The sequence below is a fragment of the Janibacter sp. RAF52 genome, assembly GCF_052114035.1.
GTDB lineage: Bacteria > Actinomycetota > Actinomycetes > Actinomycetales > Dermatophilaceae > Janibacter > Janibacter hoylei.
Map to the genome: position 1 here is coordinate 1 of NZ_JBFRDY010000006.1, position 15,724 is coordinate 15,724.

The following is a 15,724-nucleotide window of genomic DNA, read 5'->3' on the forward strand; positions in this document are numbered from 1 at the left end:
ACACGCAGTCCACGGGGCATTAGCGTGGGACATAGGGCAGGTTCCTTCCGACTCATGAGGCTTCGAACACCTTCATCTTGTCGCCAAGGGACCTGCCCGCCCTACACCCGACCTGGTGTCACCAACCTCATGCCCCGCAACACCTAGGGTGATCCCCGTGACCGAGCACTACTTCACCGACTCCCCGGCCGCGACCGACGCCGAGCGCCGCCCGCGGCAGCTCACCCTCGCCGGCCGTGAGGTCACGGTGGAGACGGCCGGCGGCATCTTCTCCCCCGGCGGCGTCGACAAGGCGACGGCGATCCTGCTCGACGAGGTGCCCGCACCCCCTGCGGCCGGCGACCTGCTCGACATCGGTTGCGGCTGGGGGCCCATCGCCCTCAGCCTCGCCCTGCTCTCCCCCGAGGCCACCGTCTGGGCCGTCGACGTGACCGAGCGCGCGCTCGACCTCACCCGCCGCAATGCGGCCACGCTCGGCCTGACCAATGTGCGGACGGCCCGACCGGACGAGGTGCCGGCCGACCTCGCCTTCGCCGCGATCTGGTCCAACCCGCCGATCCGCATCGGCAAGCCCGCGGTGCAGGAGCTGCTGGGCACCTGGCTCCCCCGCCTGACGCAGGGGGCCGACGCCCACCTCGTCATCGGCAAGAACCTCGGCGCCGACGGGTACGCCCGCTGGATCACCGACGAGCTCGGGCTGCCCACGGAGCGGGCGGCGACGAGCAAGGGCTTCAGGGTCCTGCGGACCAGCCGGCCCGCGGGGGGTTGATCAGGTCACCCTCCCACGTGAGGTCACTGCTCTCGTCGACCTCGTAGGCCTCGAACCGCTCGTCCGCGAGGACCGCGTCGACGAGCTCACGTGAGCCGGCGACGATCGTGCTGTCCCAGTCGATCTCGCTCGCGACGACCCACTCGCGGCCTGCAGGCCAGATGATCTGCGGGCCGAGCTCGGGCGCCTCTGCCATGACCCCGATCCCCGCGCGCCCCGGCCATGTCGGGTCGGCCAGCTCGGCGGACGAGGTCGCGAAGAGCAGACACTCGCGCCCGGGCAGCTGCAGGAACGGCCCGCGCCGCACGGCTCGACGCACCTCGGGCCGGAGCGAGGCCGCACGCCGCCGCTCGGACTCCCGCTGCATCCGGCGCCGCGCCCACCAGCCCTGCAGCCCGGCGTCGTCCGAGAGGTAGACGACGGATGCCGAGCCGGACAGCTCACCCCAGCCGGCCCAGATCCCGGCGACGAGGTCGTCGGGCGTCGCCGTCGCCTCGCGGAGGTGCCCGGTCAGCCCGGCGAGCAGGTCGACGTCCAAGCACCCCTCGCACGTCTGACCGACCTGCCACCCGTCCGCGAACTGCACGCCGCTGTGCAGATCGGCCAGTCGGTTGAACTGCACGAGCGGGTGCATCGTCAGCCCCTGCCGGGAGGCGACCTCCGCCCACGGCCAGCGGGTCTCCTCGAGCACGCGCGGCATCCCCCACGTGTCGACGTCGGACAGGTCCAGCCGGGTCACGGGGACCGGGTGCAGGACCCGGGCATAGGCCGCGAAGCCGGCACCGGCGACACCGCCGACTCGACCCCAGTCACCCACCCGGGCGAGCAGCCAGCCGCCGCACGTGACATCCCGCAGCAGCTCCACACCGAGAGCCTAGGCCGCGACCGACCTCGGCAGCCCCGCGAGAGCCACCTCAGTGCCTGCTCGAGTACCGCCACCAGTCCGGGTCGACGACCATGGCCGACCCACCTCCGGCGCGGGTCGGCTCAGCGGCGGCCTCGAGGTCCCGTCGGTCGTGCACCCGGATGCCGGTGGCATTGCCGAGCCGGTCGACCTCCTTGACCTGGTGGCCTCGCCGCCGCATGTCGTCCCCGACCGGGCCCCCGGCGAGCGAGGGCTCGAGCTCGGTGGAGCTCCCGTTGCGCGAGGACACCCGTGGAGCGGCGAGCGCGTCGCCGATCGGCAGGTCGCGGTCGACGACACCGGAGACGAGCTGGGCGACCGTCGTGATGATCGTCGCGCCGCCGGGGCTGCCGGCGGTCATCCACGGCTTGCCGTCCTCGAGGACGATCGTCGGGGCCATCGACGATCGCGGCCGCTTGCCGGGACCGGGCAGGTTGGGGTCGGGGACCCCCTTCGTCACCGGCGTGAAGTTGAAGTCCGTGAGCTCGTTGTTGAGCAAGAACCCGTAACCGGGCACGACCATGCCGCTGCCGCCGTACTGCTCGATCGTCAGCGTGTAGGTCACGGCGTTGCCGTGCTTGTCGACGGCCGTCAGCGACGTCGTGTGCTGGTCCTCGGACCCCACCTTCGTCGTCGCCGTCGAGGACTGGCAGTCGCTGTAGGAGCCGTCCGCCTCGCCGAAGGGGACGGGACGGGGCATCGCCGCGTCCTCGTCGAAGAGGCACGAGCGCTCGTCCGCGAAGTCCTGGGAGAGCAGCTCCTCGCCCGGGACGCCCGGCACGTCGCCGACGTAGCGGTTGCGGTCGGCGAAGGCCGTGGCGGAGGCCTCGGCGAACCAGTGCGCCCACTCGCCGCCGGAGAGGTCTTCGGTCCGCTTGCCGGTCCGCTCCTCGTAGGACTCGAGCAGGTTGAGGATCTCGCTCACGGCATAGCCGCCGGAGCTCGGGGTCGGCATGCCGTAGACGTCGAGGCCCCGGTGCTCGCTGTGCGTCGGCTCCTTGACCAACGCCCGGTAGGCGCGCATGTCGGCCATCGTCATCTGCCCGCGCGGGACCGACACCCCGGGCGCGGTGCGAGGGTTGCGCGCGGTCCGCACGACCGCCTTGCCCATGTCGCCGCGCTGCATGGCGTCGGCACCGTGGGTGCGGATCTGCCGGTAGGCGCGGGCGAGGTCGGGGTTGCGCAGGATCGCGCCGGTCTTGATCGGCTCACAGCCGGGCAGATAGATCTTCGCGGTGTCGGGGAACTTGGCGAAGCGCTCGGCGTTGTCGACCGTCGCCTCGTGGAAGGGCTCGTCGACGACGAAGCCGCGCCGCGCGGTGTCCTCCGCAGGCTTGAGCAGCTGGTTGAGCGACTTCGTGCCGTAGCGCTCCGCCGCCAGCTCCCAGGTCGCCGGCGTGCCCGGGACCCCTACGGAGAGACCGGAGTTGACCACGGTGTCGAAGTCCATGGCCTGCCCGTCGTCCCCGACGAAGACCTCGTCGTGGAAGCTCGCGGGCGCGGTCTCCCGGCCGTCGATCGTCTCGACCTTGCCGGTCCTCGCGTCGTAGTGGACGAAGAAGCCGCCACCACCGAGGCCGGAGCTGTAGGGCTCGACGACGCCGACCGCCCCGGCCATCCCGATGGCCGCGTCGGCGGCATTGCCGCCCCGCTCGAGGATGTCGATGCCGATCTGGCTGACGATCGGGTCGACGGAGGCGACGGCACCGCCGTTGCCACGCATCACGGGCATCTTCGGCAGGTCATGGCCCGCCGGTGGTGGCCCCGGCCTCGCGTCGGGGGTCGCAGTGGCGCCGGCGGTCGCGGCGAGGGTGAGCCCGCCAGCGGTGAGTGCCCCGACGATGACTCGTGTCGCTCGTCCCATGACCTCCACGCTAGGTGTGATGGCCGTCACTCGCATGTCGAGGCGGGGCGAAGGGGTCCCCTCAGACGAGCTCGGTCGTCCCGTCCGCGACGAGCACCGCAGGGCCGGCGAGCTCGACCTCCCGGCCGGGCAGGAGCCGCACCCGCAGGGTGCCGCCGGGGACCTCGACGGTCATCGTGCCGGTCGAGTCCGCGTCGCCGGACCAGAAGGCGGTGCCGATGGCCGCCGCGCAGACGCCGGTGCCGCAGGAGCGGGTCTCCCCGACGCCGCGCTCGTGGACCCGCATCGAGATGTGCCCCGGTCCGAGCACACGGACGAACTCGACATTGCTCCCCTCCGGCGGGACGGGGTTGACGGCGGGCGGACGCCGCAGACGCAGTCCGTTGAGGTTGACGTTTTCCGGCAGGGCCACGACGGTGTGCGGGTTGCCGAGGTCGAGCGAGAGCGCGGAGTAGGGCTCGGTGATGTCCTCGGCCTCCTCGACGTGCACGAGCGCGTCGAAGCCCTGCTCCTGCGCCTTGGCCTCGTCGACGAAGCGCCACGTGCCCATGTGGGTCACGACGTCGTCGCCCTCGAAGCGGATGCGCCGCACACCCGCTCGTGTCGCGATGGCGAAGTCGTTGCCGACGAGCCCCTCTCGCCGCAGCCAGGTCGCGAAGACGCGGGTGCCGTTGCCGCACATCTGCGCGAGCGAGCCGTCGGCATTGCGGTAGTCCATGAACCACTCGGCCTCGTCGGCCTGGGCGCGGACGTCGGCCTCGGCAGCGTGGGCCGTGCGGACGACGCGGATGACGCCGTCGCCGCCGATGCCGGCCTGCCGGTCGGCGAGGCGGACGACCTGCTCGGCGGTGAGGTCGAGCCCGCCGTCGAGGTCGGGCACGAGGACGAAGTCGTTTTCGGTGCCGTGGCCCTTGGTGAATCGCAGCGTCATGGCGTCCATTGTGTCGGACGGCGAGCCAGGTCCGACGCCACCTGCACGAGGTCGGGCGCCGTGGCGTCGAGCCATCGGGGCCGCGGGTCGGGGCGCCACCACGACTCCTGCCGGCGGGCGTAGCGGCGGGTGGCGCGCGCCGTGTCGGCGATCGCCTCCTCACGCCCCCAGCGACCATCGAGCTCGCCGAGCGCCTGGGCGTAGCCGATGGCCCGGGATGCGGTGCGGCCACCGCGCAGGCCGGCGGCGTCGAGGCGGCGCACCTCGTCGAGGAGCCCGCCGTCCCACATCGCCCGGGCCCGTCGCTCGATGCGCTCGGTGAGCGCCGTCCAGTCGTCACGCAGACCGATGACGAGCGAAGGGCGTCGGTAGCGCTTGGTGGGTGCCGTCGCCGAGAAGGGACGACCGGTGATCTCGACGACCTCGAGGGCCCGGATGATCCGACGGATGTTGTTGGGCTCGATGACCTCGGCTGCTGCGGGGTCGACCTGCTGGAGTCGACGACGCAGGGCGGCGGCACCCCCTTCGCCCTCGGCCACCGCCTCGAGACGGGCGCGGACCTGCGGGTCCGTCGGGGGGATGTCGAGGTGGTCGAGCGCGGCGCGCACGTAGAGTCCGGAGCCGCCGGCGAGGACGGGTACGCGACCGCGGTCGAGGATGTCGACGACCGCGGCCTCGGCGCGCTGCTGGAAGTCGGCGAGGGTCGCCTCGTCGGTGACGTCGAGGACGTCGAGGAGGTGGTGCGGGATGCCGCGCCGCTCGTCCGGTGGGAGCTTGTTGGTCCCGATGTCCATGCCGCGGTAGAGCTGCATGGCGTCGGCGTTGACCACCTCGCCGCCGAGCTCCTCGGCGAGGTCGAGGGCCAGGTCGGACTTGCCCGTCGCCGTGGCGCCGACGACGGCGATGACCTGCGGGGTCACTCCTCGTCGACGTCCGGGTCGTCGTGACCGAAGGGGTCGGGCCCCTCGCCGGGCAGCCAGGTGTGCCCGGGGACTCCCCAGCCCTCGGCCTTGACGGCCTTGCGGGCCTTCTTCTTCCAGCGGTCGCCGAGGCGGTCGACGTAGAGGAACCCGTTGAGGTGGTCGTACTCGTGCTGCATGCAGCGGGCGAACCAGCCCGTGGCGGAGAAGGCGATCTCGTTGCCGTCCCAGTCGTAGCCGGTGACGTCGGCCCGCTCCCCCCGACGCAGGGGGAAGGAGTAGCCGGGGACCGACAGGCAGCCCTCGGACTCGTGGTCGCGGTCGGGCTCGCCGGCGGCGGGCTTGCTCGCCCGGACGTAGGGGTTGATGACGTGCCCGAGGCTCGGCACCCCGTCGTCGTTGGCCATGCTCCAGGTGAAGATCCGCAGGCCGAGCCCGATCTGGGGGGCGGCCAGGCCGACGCCGTGGGCGGCCTCCTGGGTCTCGTACATGTCCTCGACGAGGGTGCGCAGCCGCGCGTCGAAGTCGGTGACCGGCTCTGCGCGGGTGTGCAGGACCGGCTCTCCCGTGATGGTGATGCGGTGGATCGTCATGGACCGCATCGTATGTCGCCCGGCCCCCACGACATGACGGAGCCGGGGCCGGCAAGGGGGGACCGGCCCCGGCTCCGCGGGGGGTGCGGCGTCAGAGGCGCCGCACGGTGTGGCTCGAGACTCAGGCCTGCTTGATGGCCGAGATGTCGAGGGTCAGGGTGATCTTCTTCGAGACTAGGACGCCACCGGTCTCGAGCGCGGCGTTCCAGGTCAGACCGAAGTCCTCACGGTCGACGTCGGTGCGGGCGGTGAAGCCGACGCGGACGTTGCCGAAGGGGTCCTGGGCGGTGCCCTCGTACTCGGCGGCGAGCTCGACGGTGCGGGTGACGTCCTTGATGGTCAGGTCGCCGACGAGGGTGAACTCCTCGCCCTTGACGTCCTTGATGCCGGTCGAGACGAAGGAGACGGTCGGGTAGTTCTCGGCGTCGAAGAAGTCGGCCGACTTCAGGTGGCCGTCGCGGTCGGCGGAGCCAGTGTCGACGGAGGCGACCTGCATCGTGGCGGAGGCGGACGAGGCGGTGAAGTCGTCGGCGACGGTGATCGTGCCCTCGAGCTCACGGAAGTAGCCGCGAACCTTGGTGACCATGGCGTGGCGGGCGACGAAGCCGACCTCGGAGTGGCCGGCGTCGATGGTGTAGGTGCCGGTGGGGAAGTTGCTCACGATGTCTCCTGGGTGGTGATCGTTGGTTCCGGGAACACGACAGACCCTAGATGCTTTTAATTGTCGTGTCAACTATTGGACTTTCAACCACTTGGATCATGGCACATCAGCGGTTGAAGCGCTCGCGCGCACGTGTTTGGCTGGGACCACGGCTCGATACCGGGCACCCGTCAACAGAAGGAGAACACCATGGGGTTCGACGATCTGAAGGGCAAGGCCACCGACGCTCTCGGCAACAACAGCGACAAGGTCGAGGAGCACAGCGACCAGGGGCTGGACAAGGCCGGCGAGTTCGCCGAGGGCAAGGGTGCCAGCTCCGAGCACGTCGACAAGGGCAAGGACTTCCTCGACGGCAAGATCGGCGAGTGAGTCAGCCTCACTGACACGTCGAAGGGGGTGGGTCACCGCGACGGTGACCCACCCCCTTCGTCATGCCCGGGTGTCAGAGCCCGCAGGCGGGGCCGCTCGTCTCGACCGTCTCCGGAGCGCCGATGCGCGGCATGCCGAGCGAGACGCTCGGCTTGGCGACCGCGCCCTCGGCGCCCTGTTCCTGCAGGGCCGCCCACGCATCGCCACCGGCTGTGCGGCGCACGGCGAAGACACCACCGGTGATCGCGGAGTCGGCGACGAGGTGGTGCGGGGCGCCGTAGGTGACGCCGACGGTGACCATGTCACCCGGGCGCGGGCGGTCGGCCTCGGCCAGCCCCTCCGGGAGCGCGAAGTGGACGAGGCGGTTGTCGGGGGCGCGCCCGCTGAGCCGGGCGGTCTCGCGGTCCTTGCGCCCCTCCCCCGTCGCGACGAGCACCTCGAGCTCGCGGCCCTCCTGCTCGCGGTTGCCGGCCCAGGAGATCTCCTCCTGGAGGGCGACGAGGCGCTCGTAGCGCTCCTGGACGACCTCCTTGGGCACCTGGCCGTCCATCGTCGCCGCCGGGGTGCCGGGGCGGATCGAGTACTGGAAGGTGAAGGCGGAGCTGAAGCGGGACTCGCGGACGACGCGCAGCGTCTCCTCGAAGTCCTCCTCGGTCTCGCCGGGGAAGCCGACGATGATGTCCGTCGTGATCGCCGCGTCGGGGATCTGTTGGCGCACCCGGTCGATGATCCCGAGGAAGCGCTCGGAGCGGTAGCTGCGGCGCATCGCCTTGAGCACCCGGTCGGATCCGGACTGCAGCGGCATGTGCAGGCTCGGCATGACATTGGGCGTCTCGGCCATCGCGTCGATGACGTCGTCGGTGAAGGCGGCAGGGTGCGGGCTGGTGAAGCGGACCCTCTCCAGCCCCTCGATGTCACCGCAGGCGCGCAGCAGCTTGCCGAAGGCGAGCCGGTCACCGAACTCGACGCCGTAGCTGTTGACGTTCTGCCCCAGGAGGGTCACCTCGATGACGCCCTGGGAGACGAGCGCCTCGAGCTCGGCGAGGATCTCGCCCGGCCGGCGGTCCTTCTCCTTGCCGCGCAGGGCGGGGACGATGCAGAAGGTGCACGTGTTGTTGCAGCCGACGGAGATCGAGGTCCAGCCCGAGTAGGCGGAGTCGCGTCGCGTCGGGAGGGTCGAGGGGAAGGTCTCGAGCGACTCGAGGATCTCGACCTGGGCCTCCTCGTTGTGCCGCGCGCGGTCGAGCAGGGCCGGCAGCGAGCCGATGTTGTGCGTGCCGAAGACGACGTCGACCCACGGGGCGCGCTCGACGATCGTCGCGCGGTCCTTCTGCGCCATGCAGCCCCCGACCGCGATCTGCAGGTCCGGGTTGCGCTGCTTGAGCGGGCGCAGCTGGCCGAGGTTGCCGTAGAGCTTGTTGTCCGCGTTTTCGCGCACCGCGCACGTGTTGAAGACGACGACGTCGGCGATCTCGCCCCGGTCGTCGGCAGGCAGGCTCGCGATGTCGACGTAGCCCGCCGTCTCGAGCAGCCCCGCGAGGCGCTCGGAGTCGTGCACGTTCATCTGGCACCCGTGGGTGCGCACGTCGTAGGTCTTGGATGCAGCATTCATGTCAGTCGAAGGGTAGTCGCCCGCCAGATCAAGGAGTGACGCAAAACCCTGGACACTGGCGTCCAGATCACGTTGTTCAGATGACATGCTGACACCATGAGCACCGCAGACGAGGACCCGGCCGATCTGGTCGTGCTGCTGGCTGACGACGCACGTCCCGTGGGGACCGCCCCTCGGGCCGACGTGCACACAGACCGCACGCCGCTCCACCTCGCTTTCTCGTGCCACGTCACCGACGGCAGCGGCCGTCTCCTTCTCACCCGACGCGCGCTCAACAAGCGGACCTGGCCGGGGGTCTGGACGAACGCCTTCTGCGGGCACCCTCGCCCGGGCGAGGACCCCCAGGTCGCGGTGCACCGCTACGCCGAGTACGAGCTCGGGCTGCGGCTGGACCACCTCGAGGCCCTGCTCCCAGACTTCCGTTACCGAGCGGTCGACGCCTCGGGCACCGTCGAGCACGAGGTCTGTCCTGTCTGGCTCGCCCATACGACATCGGACCCGAGCCTCAACCGAGACGAGGCCGTCGAGGCCCGCTGGGTGACGCCGCAGGAGCTGAGGACGACGGCCGAGGTCGCGCCGTGGGCGCTCAGCCCGTGGCTCGTCCTCCAGCTCGACGAGCTGCCTGCTGGCCGGAGCGCCCTCGACCAGGTCGGCCTGGCCGTATGAGGTCGGCAACCCGTGACGCCGAGCCCACCTCTGTGACCACATCGCCGGCAGCGGCCGTGTCGGCGTATGAGCTCCGCGACGCTCAGGTCCTGCGGGACGCTCTGGCCTCGGCAGGCAGCGGCGGCAAGCGCTTCCGCCCTCGTCTCGTCCGTTCGGTCCACGACCTGCTCGGCGGTGACGCCGGCCCGGCCGTCGACCAGGTCGCCGACGCCGTGGAGATGCTGCACACCGCCTTCATCGTCCACGACGACGTCATCGACGGCGACGACCTCCGACGGGGTGGGCTGAGCACGCCTGGCCGCTTCCACGCCGACGCGCTCAGAGTCGGCGCCCCGGCGGCTGCGGCCCGCTCCTTCGCCACCGCCGGGGCGATCCTCACCGGCGACCTGGCGCTCGGCGCGGCCATGCGGGCCGTGGCCTCGGCGCCCGTGTCGCGTGAGCGGATGCTCCAGCTGCTCGACCTCTTCGACCACACCCTGGCGGTCTCGGCCGCAGGAGAGCTGGCCGACGTCCGCCTCTCGCTCGGTTGCGAGGAACCGACGCTGCAGGAAGCGCTGAGCGTCGCCGAGCAGAAGACTGCGGTGTACTCCTTCAGCCTGCCGATGCAGTGCGGCGCCGTGCTCGCCGACTCCCCGGACCAGCTCGTCGACGGCCTCGGCCGCATCGGGCGGCACCTCGGCCTGGCCTACCAGCTGCTCGACGACCTCACCGCAGTCTTCGGCACGCCGGCCCAGACCGGCAGGCCAGGCATCGCCGGTGACCTGCGCGAGGGCAAGCGCACACCGCTCGTCGTCCACGCACGCACTACCTCGGCGTGGCCTGTCCTGGAGCGCCATCTCGGTGATCCCGACCTCGACGAGCAGGGCGTCGAGCACGTCCGGGCCGCCCTCACGACTGCCGGATCACGCTCCTTCGTCGACGACCTCGCCACGCAGCAGCTGCGCGAGGCGACCACGCTCGCCGAGGACCTGAGCCTCCCACCCGAGTTCGTCACGTGGGTGGGCGAGGTCGCGGGCTCCCTCGAGGGCGGCATGGCATGACACCGGCTAGGCATCAGCGCGACGAGGCCCCACCCCACGTCCGCTACGACGCGACCGCCCAGGCCGCGGCCGAGCTCGTCATCGCCCGGTACTCGACCTCCTTCGGTGCGTCGAGCAGGCTGCTCGCCGAGCCCGTCCGGGCGCGCGTGCGCAGCATCTACGCCCTGGTCCGGGTCGCTGACGAGATCGTCGATGCTCCCCGCCCCGACGTTGCCACCGACGAGCAGCGCGCTGTGCTCGACCATCTCGAGCGCGAGGTGAGCGTCGCGATCGACCGCGGCCTGAGCTCTGACCTCGTCGTCCATGCCTTCGCCCGGACAGCGCGAGCATGCGGGATCGGCATGGACCTCGTCGAGCCCTTCTTCGCCTCGATGCGCACCGACCTCACTCGCACCACCCACGACGAGGAAAGCTTCGCGAGGTACGTCTACGGATCGGCCGAGGTCGTCGGTCTCATGTGCCTGCGCGCCTTCCTCGCCGACGAGGCCGACGCCCAGGCCAGCTACGACCGGCTCGCCCCGGGGGCTCTACGCCTCGGGGCCGCCTTCCAGAAGGTGAACTTCTTGCGAGACATCGCCGCCGACCGCGACGAGCTCGGTCGCCGCTACTTCCCGGGCGTCGACCCGCACCGCATCGACGACGCCGACCGTGACCGGCTCCTCGACGACCTCGACAACGATCTCGCCCTCGCTGCCGCCGCCGTCGAGCAGCTGCCGCCGAGCAGCCGACGTGCAGTCCGGGTGGCGCACCGGCTCTTCGCCGAGCTGTCTGGCCGACTGCGCGAGACCCCCGTGGAGCGGCTGCGCCACGAGCGGGTCCGGGTGCCGGGCCCCCGCAAGGCCGCAATCGTGCTCGACAGCGTCGTTCGAGGCCGACGATGAGGCCCCTGCGCTGGACCGGTCGGACCAGTCAGCCGCGCGAGCCCGGGACCGTCTGCGTCATCGGTGGCGGGGTGAGCGGTCTGGCCACATCGGCGCTGCTCGCCGCCGACGGCTGGCAGGTGGATCTCGTCGAGCGCTCGGAGCGTCCCGGCGGCCGGGCGGGGTTGTGGGAGCACGAGGGCTACCGCTTCGACACCGGGCCGTCGTGGTACCTCATGCCCGAGGTCTTCGCCCACTTCTTCGAGATGCTCGGCACCTCCGTCGACTCCGAGCTCGACCTCGTCCGGCTCGACCCGGGCTACCGGGTCTTCTTCGAGCATGACGACGAGCCGGTCGACGTGCAGGCGACCAGGGCGGCCAACGAGGCGCTGTTCGAGTCCCTCGAGCCCAGTGCTGGGTCGGCGCTGTCGGACTACCTCGACTCCGCGCGCCACGTGTACGAGCTCGCCGTCGACCGCTTCCTCTACACGAGCTTCGATTCCAGCGGCTCGCTGCTCAACGCCGACGTGCTGCGCAACGGGCCCCGCCTCTCGAGCCTGCTGACTCGTTCACTCGAGTCCCACATCGCCACCCGCTTCGACGACGCACGGCTGCGTCAGATCCTCGGCTACCCCGCTGTCTTCCTCGGCACCTCGCCAGACCGCGCCCCGAGCATGTACCACCTCATGAGCTGGATGGACCTCGCAGAGGGCGTGCTCTACCCGGCAGGGGGCTTCACGACGATCGTTGACGCCCTCGTGCGGGTGGCCGAGCGCCACGGCGTCCGGGTGAGGACGAGCACGACCGCGACCGCTATCCGTACGACTGCCGCGCGCGGTCGGCGTGCCCGCGTGATCGGCGTCGACGTCACCGGCCCGGACGGCGAGACCCAGGAGCTCCCGTGCGATGCCGTGGTCGGGGCGGCCGACCTGCACCACGTCGAGACCGCGCTGCTCCCCGAGCACCTCCAGACCTACCCGCAGTCGTGGTGGGAGCAGGTCGACCCCGGGCCCGGGGGTGTGCTCGCGATGCTCGGCGTCGACGGCGAGCTGCCGCAGCTCGCCCACCACTCGCTCTTCTTCACCACCGACTGGCGGCGCAACTTCGACGACATCCTCGGCCCTGAGCCCCGGGTGCCCGACCCGGCCTCGATCTACGTGTGCCGGCCGTCGGCGAGCGACAGCACCGTCGCCCCCGCCAGCAAGGAGAACCTTTTCGTCCTCGTCCCTGTCCCCGCAGACCCCACGATCGGCCAGGGCGGCACGGACGGCGCCGGTGACCCCGTGGTGGAGCGAACGGTGGACGCCGCCATCGATCAGATCGCTGCGTGGGCGGGCGTGCCGGACCTTGCCGAGCGCGTCGAGGTCCGGCGCACCGTCGGGCCGGAGGACTTCGTGCGGGACCTGTCGTCCTTCTCCGGGAGCATGCTCGGACCAGGACATGTCCTGCGCCAGAGCGCCTTCTTCCGCGCGGACAACGTCTCGAAGAAGGTCGACGGGCTCTACTACGCGGGCTACTCGACCCGCCCCGGCATCGGGCTGCCGATGTGTCTCATCAGCGCCGAGCTCGTGCTCAAGCGACTGAGGGGCGATACCTCGAGCGGGCCGAGCGTCACCCCGACCGGCGATGTCGAGGTGGGCTGAGTGGGTCTGCTCTACCTCGGCTTCGTCGTGGTCTCCACGGTCTGCATGGGTCTCGTCGACCACCGGTGGCGCCTCGCCCTCTTCGACCGGCCCGCCCGCACCCTCGCCGTCGTCGCAGCAGGCTCATTGCTCTTCCTCGTGTGGGACCTCGTGGCGATCGAGTCGGGCATGTACGTGCGTGGCGAGTCGCCCGCGATGACCGGCATCGAGCTGCTGCCCGAGCTCCCCGTCGAGGAGATCTTCTTCATCGTCTTCCTCAGCTACCTCACGTGCGTGCTCCACGGGCTCTTCTCGAGCCTGATCCCCCGCGGCGAGGTGCCCTCATGACCTACGCCGGCCTGGCCGTCTGCTTCCTCGCCGCCGCGGCGCTCGTCCTCGTCGCCGCCGCCGTGCTGCGCCGACCCGACCGGCGCTGGTGGCTCGCGACCGCTGCGACGGCGCTGGCGCTCGTCGTGCTCACCGTGATCTTCGACAACCTCATGATCGCCGCCGACCTCTTCCGCTTCGACGAGGCCCAGCTCTCCGGCATACGCATCGGCCTCGCACCGCTCGAGGACCTCGCGTGGCCGGTCGCGGCCGCTGCCACCCTGCCCGCGCTCACGCTCCTCCTCGATCTCGACCACCCACGAGCCACCCGCGGAGCCCGGCGATGAACGCCGCAGCGCAGCAGCGGTCGGCTCAGTCGTCTCCCTTCGCCCACGTCCTCGCGTCCTCCCGGCCGCTGTCGTGGGTCAACACGGCCTACCCCTTCGCCGTCGCCTACCTGCTCACCGGCGGGCGGATGGACCTCGCGTGGGTCGTCGGGACGCTGTGGTGCCTCGTGCCCTACAACCTGCTCATGTACGGGGTGAACGATGTCTTCGACTACGAGTCGGACATCCGCAACCCCCGCAAGGGAGGAGTCGAAGGGGTCGTCCTCGATCGTTCCCTGCACCGGGCCACCCTGTGGTCGGTGGTGGTGTCGAACCTGCCCTTCGTCGTCGCGCTTGTCCTCCTCGGCGATCTCCGCTCGACGCTCGTCCTCGCGGTGAGCGTCTTCGCACTCGTCGCGTACTCAGCCCCAGGGCTGCGTTTCAAGGAGCGGCCCGTCCTCGACTCGTTGACGTCGAGCACCCACTTCGTCAGCCCTGCCGTCCTCGGCATCGCGCTGGCCGGTGGCACCCTCGATCCGGTCACCCTCGCCGCGCTCGCCGGGTTCTTCGCCTGGGGGGTCGGGTCGCACGCCTTCGGCGCGGTGCAGGACATCGAGGCCGACCGGGCAGGCGGCATCGCCTCGATCGGCACCGTCCTGGGGGCGCGGCGCACGACCGGCTTCGCCCTGCTCGCCTACCTCGTCAGCGGGCTGCTCCTGCTGGCCCTGCCTTGGCCGAGCACGCTCGCTGCGGCCCTCGTCCTGCCGTACCTCGCCAACGTCGTGCCGTACCTAAGGCTCGAAGACGCTGAGTGCGAGCGCGCGCACGCAGGCTGGCGACGCTTCCTCTGGCTCAACTATCTCACCGGCTTTCTGCTCATCCAGCTGATCATCGTCGCGACGATCGGCCTGCCCGGTCGCTGACCTCGAGACGCGCCCGCTCGATGCGGTCGCGCCACCGCAGCCACGGCGGGTGCACCTGCCAGTTGAGCTCGAGGGTCCGCACAGCCCGTGCGAAGCGCCGACGTACCTGCGCGGCCCCACGCAGCGACCGGGCCGAGACCCCGACGTGCAGGCCGCGCGCCAGCCGCACCCTTCGGCCCGGTCCGAGGACGAAGGCGAGGTCCATGTCGTCGTGCACCTCGGGATCCTCGCGGTGCACCTCGTGGCGGACGGCGAGCCAGGTGCTGCGGCGAACGGCCATGCTCGAGCCCCACAGCGCGGTCTGGGCGAGCGCGAGGTAGCTCAGGACGTAGTACGCACCGAGGTACAGCGCAGCCACCGGCGGCCCGAATGGGCGGGGCAGGTCGTAGAAGGTGCCGGTGCCGGTCACGGCGCTCACCGCAGGGTCGGCCATGGCCCGGGCGACCCCCTCGACCCAGCCCGGGCCGGGACGGGAGTCGGCGTCGAGACGGGCGATCACCTCGCCGCGGGCAGCGTCGTAGCCAGTTGCCGCAGAAGGGGGGATTCCGACCCGTGGCTCGTGCATCACCGTCGCTCCGTGCGCCCGTGCGACTGCTGCCGTGTCGTCGCGGGAGCCGTTGTCGACGACGACGACCTCGAGCGGCGGCACATGCTGGCGGGCGAGCAAGGTCAGACAGGTGCGCAGGGCCACGGCGTCGTCGCGAGCCGGGATGACGACGGAGACGCTCGGCAGGCCGTGCCCGGCGGGGGCTCTCATCCGGACCCCTCGGGCTCAGGTCTACTCAGGGCGAGCAGGACCGCGGCGACGACCGCCCCGACCACCCCGGCCCCGAGATCGCCAAGCGTGTCCTCGTACCCCACCTGGATGCGGTCGTCGAGGACGGTGTGCCCGAACCACTCACCCATCTCCCAGAGGAGGGCGAGGGTCGTGGCCAGGGTGCTGCTCACGACGACGACCCCCAGCCGAGTCATGCCCTCACCGAAGAGCCCGAGCCGCTCGAGCGCGGCGTAGCCGATCGCGCCGACGAGGCCGGTCAGTGCGGCATGCACGACGACATCGAGCCAGCTGACGGCGAGGTACCAGTCGAGCATCGCGGCCCAGGCGCCGACGAGGATCGTTGCGCAGTAGGAGAGATCGAGCGGCGCGGGGGTCCCCAGGGTGCGGGGGAGCATCGAGCCTCCGAGCACGAGCATGAAGAGCGCGAAGCCGATGAATCCCCAGCCGAGCGTGCCGAGCACCACGCTCAGGGCCGCCGCGAGGCGTAGGAGATCCGTGGCGACCGGGCGGAGCGGGTCCCGCTGGCTCTGCCGTCGCGGCGCATCCAGGGGCAACCGCC

18 protein-coding genes are annotated in these 15,724 nt (G+C 71.2%); 9 read left to right on the top strand and 9 right to left on the bottom strand.

Translation table 11 applies throughout. The features are described from left to right. Positions 1-148 precede the first annotated feature (148 nt). Positions 149-769: a class I SAM-dependent methyltransferase gene (locus tag AB4Y78_RS09200; RefSeq protein WP_282070781.1), complete on the top strand. Its 621-nt coding sequence runs from the start codon at positions 149-151 to the stop codon at positions 767-769. Here the strand turns inward: AB4Y78_RS09200 and AB4Y78_RS09205 are convergent. The 6 genes from AB4Y78_RS09205 to AB4Y78_RS09230 form a co-directional block, all read right to left on the bottom strand. Next, the gene (locus tag AB4Y78_RS09205; protein ID WP_441713565.1) at positions 732-1,634 is read right to left on the bottom strand and encodes a hypothetical protein; all 903 of its coding nucleotides are present in this window, start codon (positions 1,632-1,634) and stop codon (positions 732-734) included. The two genes, AB4Y78_RS09200 and AB4Y78_RS09205, sit on opposite strands and share 38 nt — an antisense overlap. 49 nt (positions 1,635-1,683) lie before the next feature. Continuing rightward, entirely contained in the window at positions 1,684-3,537 is a 1,854-nt protein-coding gene (ggt, locus tag AB4Y78_RS09210) for a gamma-glutamyltransferase (RefSeq protein WP_441713564.1), read from the bottom strand. Positions 3,538-3,598: 61 nt separating this feature from the next. Continuing rightward, positions 3,599-4,468, bottom strand: coding sequence for a diaminopimelate epimerase (gene dapF / locus AB4Y78_RS09215; protein ID WP_441713563.1), 870 nt, complete (start codon positions 4,466-4,468; stop codon positions 3,599-3,601). Continuing rightward, positions 4,465-5,388, bottom strand: a complete 924-nt coding sequence (gene miaA, locus AB4Y78_RS09220; RefSeq protein WP_441713562.1) for a tRNA (adenosine(37)-N6)-dimethylallyltransferase MiaA — start codon at positions 5,386-5,388, stop codon at positions 4,465-4,467. Before miaA ends, dapF begins: the two co-directional genes overlap by 4 nt. Further along, complete coding sequence (def, locus tag AB4Y78_RS09225; protein WP_441713561.1) at positions 5,385-5,981, bottom strand: peptide deformylase; 597 nt, start codon at positions 5,979-5,981, stop codon at positions 5,385-5,387. Before def ends, miaA begins: the two co-directional genes overlap by 4 nt. Positions 5,982-6,102: 121 nt before the next feature. Then, positions 6,103-6,642 (bottom strand): YceI family protein, encoded by a 540-nt coding sequence (locus AB4Y78_RS09230; RefSeq protein WP_441713560.1) that lies wholly within the window; start codon positions 6,640-6,642, stop codon positions 6,103-6,105. Positions 6,643-6,831: 189 nt separating this feature from the next. Here AB4Y78_RS09230 and AB4Y78_RS09235 point away from each other — a divergent pair, with 189 nt between their 5' ends. Continuing rightward, positions 6,832-7,011, top strand: a complete 180-nt coding sequence (locus AB4Y78_RS09235; protein WP_040880908.1) for an Rv0909 family putative TA system antitoxin — start codon at positions 6,832-6,834, stop codon at positions 7,009-7,011. A gap of 73 nt (positions 7,012-7,084) precedes the next feature. Here the strand turns inward: AB4Y78_RS09235 and miaB are convergent, their stop codons facing one another. Then, positions 7,085-8,623, bottom strand: a complete 1,539-nt coding sequence (gene miaB / locus AB4Y78_RS09240; protein WP_441713559.1) for a tRNA (N6-isopentenyl adenosine(37)-C2)-methylthiotransferase MiaB — start codon at positions 8,621-8,623, stop codon at positions 7,085-7,087. A gap of 96 nt (positions 8,624-8,719) precedes the next feature. Between miaB and idi the strand changes: the two genes are divergently transcribed. Genes idi through AB4Y78_RS09275 form a run of 7 tightly spaced genes read left to right on the top strand, consistent with a single transcriptional unit; the run spans position 8,720 to position 14,387 of the window. Next, positions 8,720-9,289 (top strand): isopentenyl-diphosphate Delta-isomerase, encoded by a 570-nt coding sequence (gene idi / locus AB4Y78_RS09245; protein WP_441713558.1) that lies wholly within the window; start codon positions 8,720-8,722, stop codon positions 9,287-9,289. A gap of 56 nt (positions 9,290-9,345) precedes the next feature. Next, complete coding sequence (locus AB4Y78_RS09250) at positions 9,346-10,329, top strand: polyprenyl synthetase family protein (RefSeq protein ID WP_441713557.1); 984 nt, start codon at positions 9,346-9,348, stop codon at positions 10,327-10,329. Then, on the top strand, positions 10,326-11,210 hold the full coding sequence (locus AB4Y78_RS09255; RefSeq protein ID WP_441713556.1) for a phytoene/squalene synthase family protein: 885 nt from the start codon (positions 10,326-10,328) through the stop codon (positions 11,208-11,210). Before AB4Y78_RS09250 ends, AB4Y78_RS09255 begins: the two co-directional genes overlap by 4 nt. Beyond that, positions 11,207-12,832 carry a phytoene desaturase family protein gene (gene crtI, locus AB4Y78_RS09260; RefSeq protein ID WP_441713555.1) on the top strand — a complete coding sequence of 542 codons (1,626 nt, stop codon included), beginning with the start codon at positions 11,207-11,209 and terminating at the stop codon, positions 12,830-12,832. Before AB4Y78_RS09255 ends, crtI begins: the two co-directional genes overlap by 4 nt. Then, entirely contained in the window at positions 12,833-13,159 is a 327-nt protein-coding gene (locus tag AB4Y78_RS09265) for a lycopene cyclase domain-containing protein (RefSeq protein ID WP_441713554.1), read from the top strand. Then, on the top strand, positions 13,156-13,485 hold the full coding sequence (locus AB4Y78_RS09270) for a lycopene cyclase domain-containing protein (RefSeq protein ID WP_306513291.1): 330 nt from the start codon (positions 13,156-13,158) through the stop codon (positions 13,483-13,485). Before AB4Y78_RS09265 ends, AB4Y78_RS09270 begins: the two co-directional genes overlap by 4 nt. Then, positions 13,482-14,387: a prenyltransferase gene (locus AB4Y78_RS09275; protein ID WP_441737068.1), complete on the top strand. Its 906-nt coding sequence runs from the start codon at positions 13,482-13,484 to the stop codon at positions 14,385-14,387. Before AB4Y78_RS09270 ends, AB4Y78_RS09275 begins: the two co-directional genes overlap by 4 nt. Here AB4Y78_RS09275 and AB4Y78_RS09280 read toward each other — a convergent pair. After that, complete coding sequence (locus tag AB4Y78_RS09280; protein ID WP_441713551.1) at positions 14,353-15,144, bottom strand: glycosyltransferase; 792 nt, start codon at positions 15,142-15,144, stop codon at positions 14,353-14,355. The two genes, AB4Y78_RS09275 and AB4Y78_RS09280, sit on opposite strands and share 35 nt — an antisense overlap. Next, the gene (locus tag AB4Y78_RS09285) at positions 15,141-15,719 is read right to left on the bottom strand and encodes a hypothetical protein (RefSeq protein ID WP_441713549.1); all 579 of its coding nucleotides are present in this window, start codon (positions 15,717-15,719) and stop codon (positions 15,141-15,143) included. The genes AB4Y78_RS09280 and AB4Y78_RS09285 overlap by 4 nt, the downstream gene beginning before the upstream one ends. Positions 15,720-15,724 lie beyond the last annotated feature (5 nt).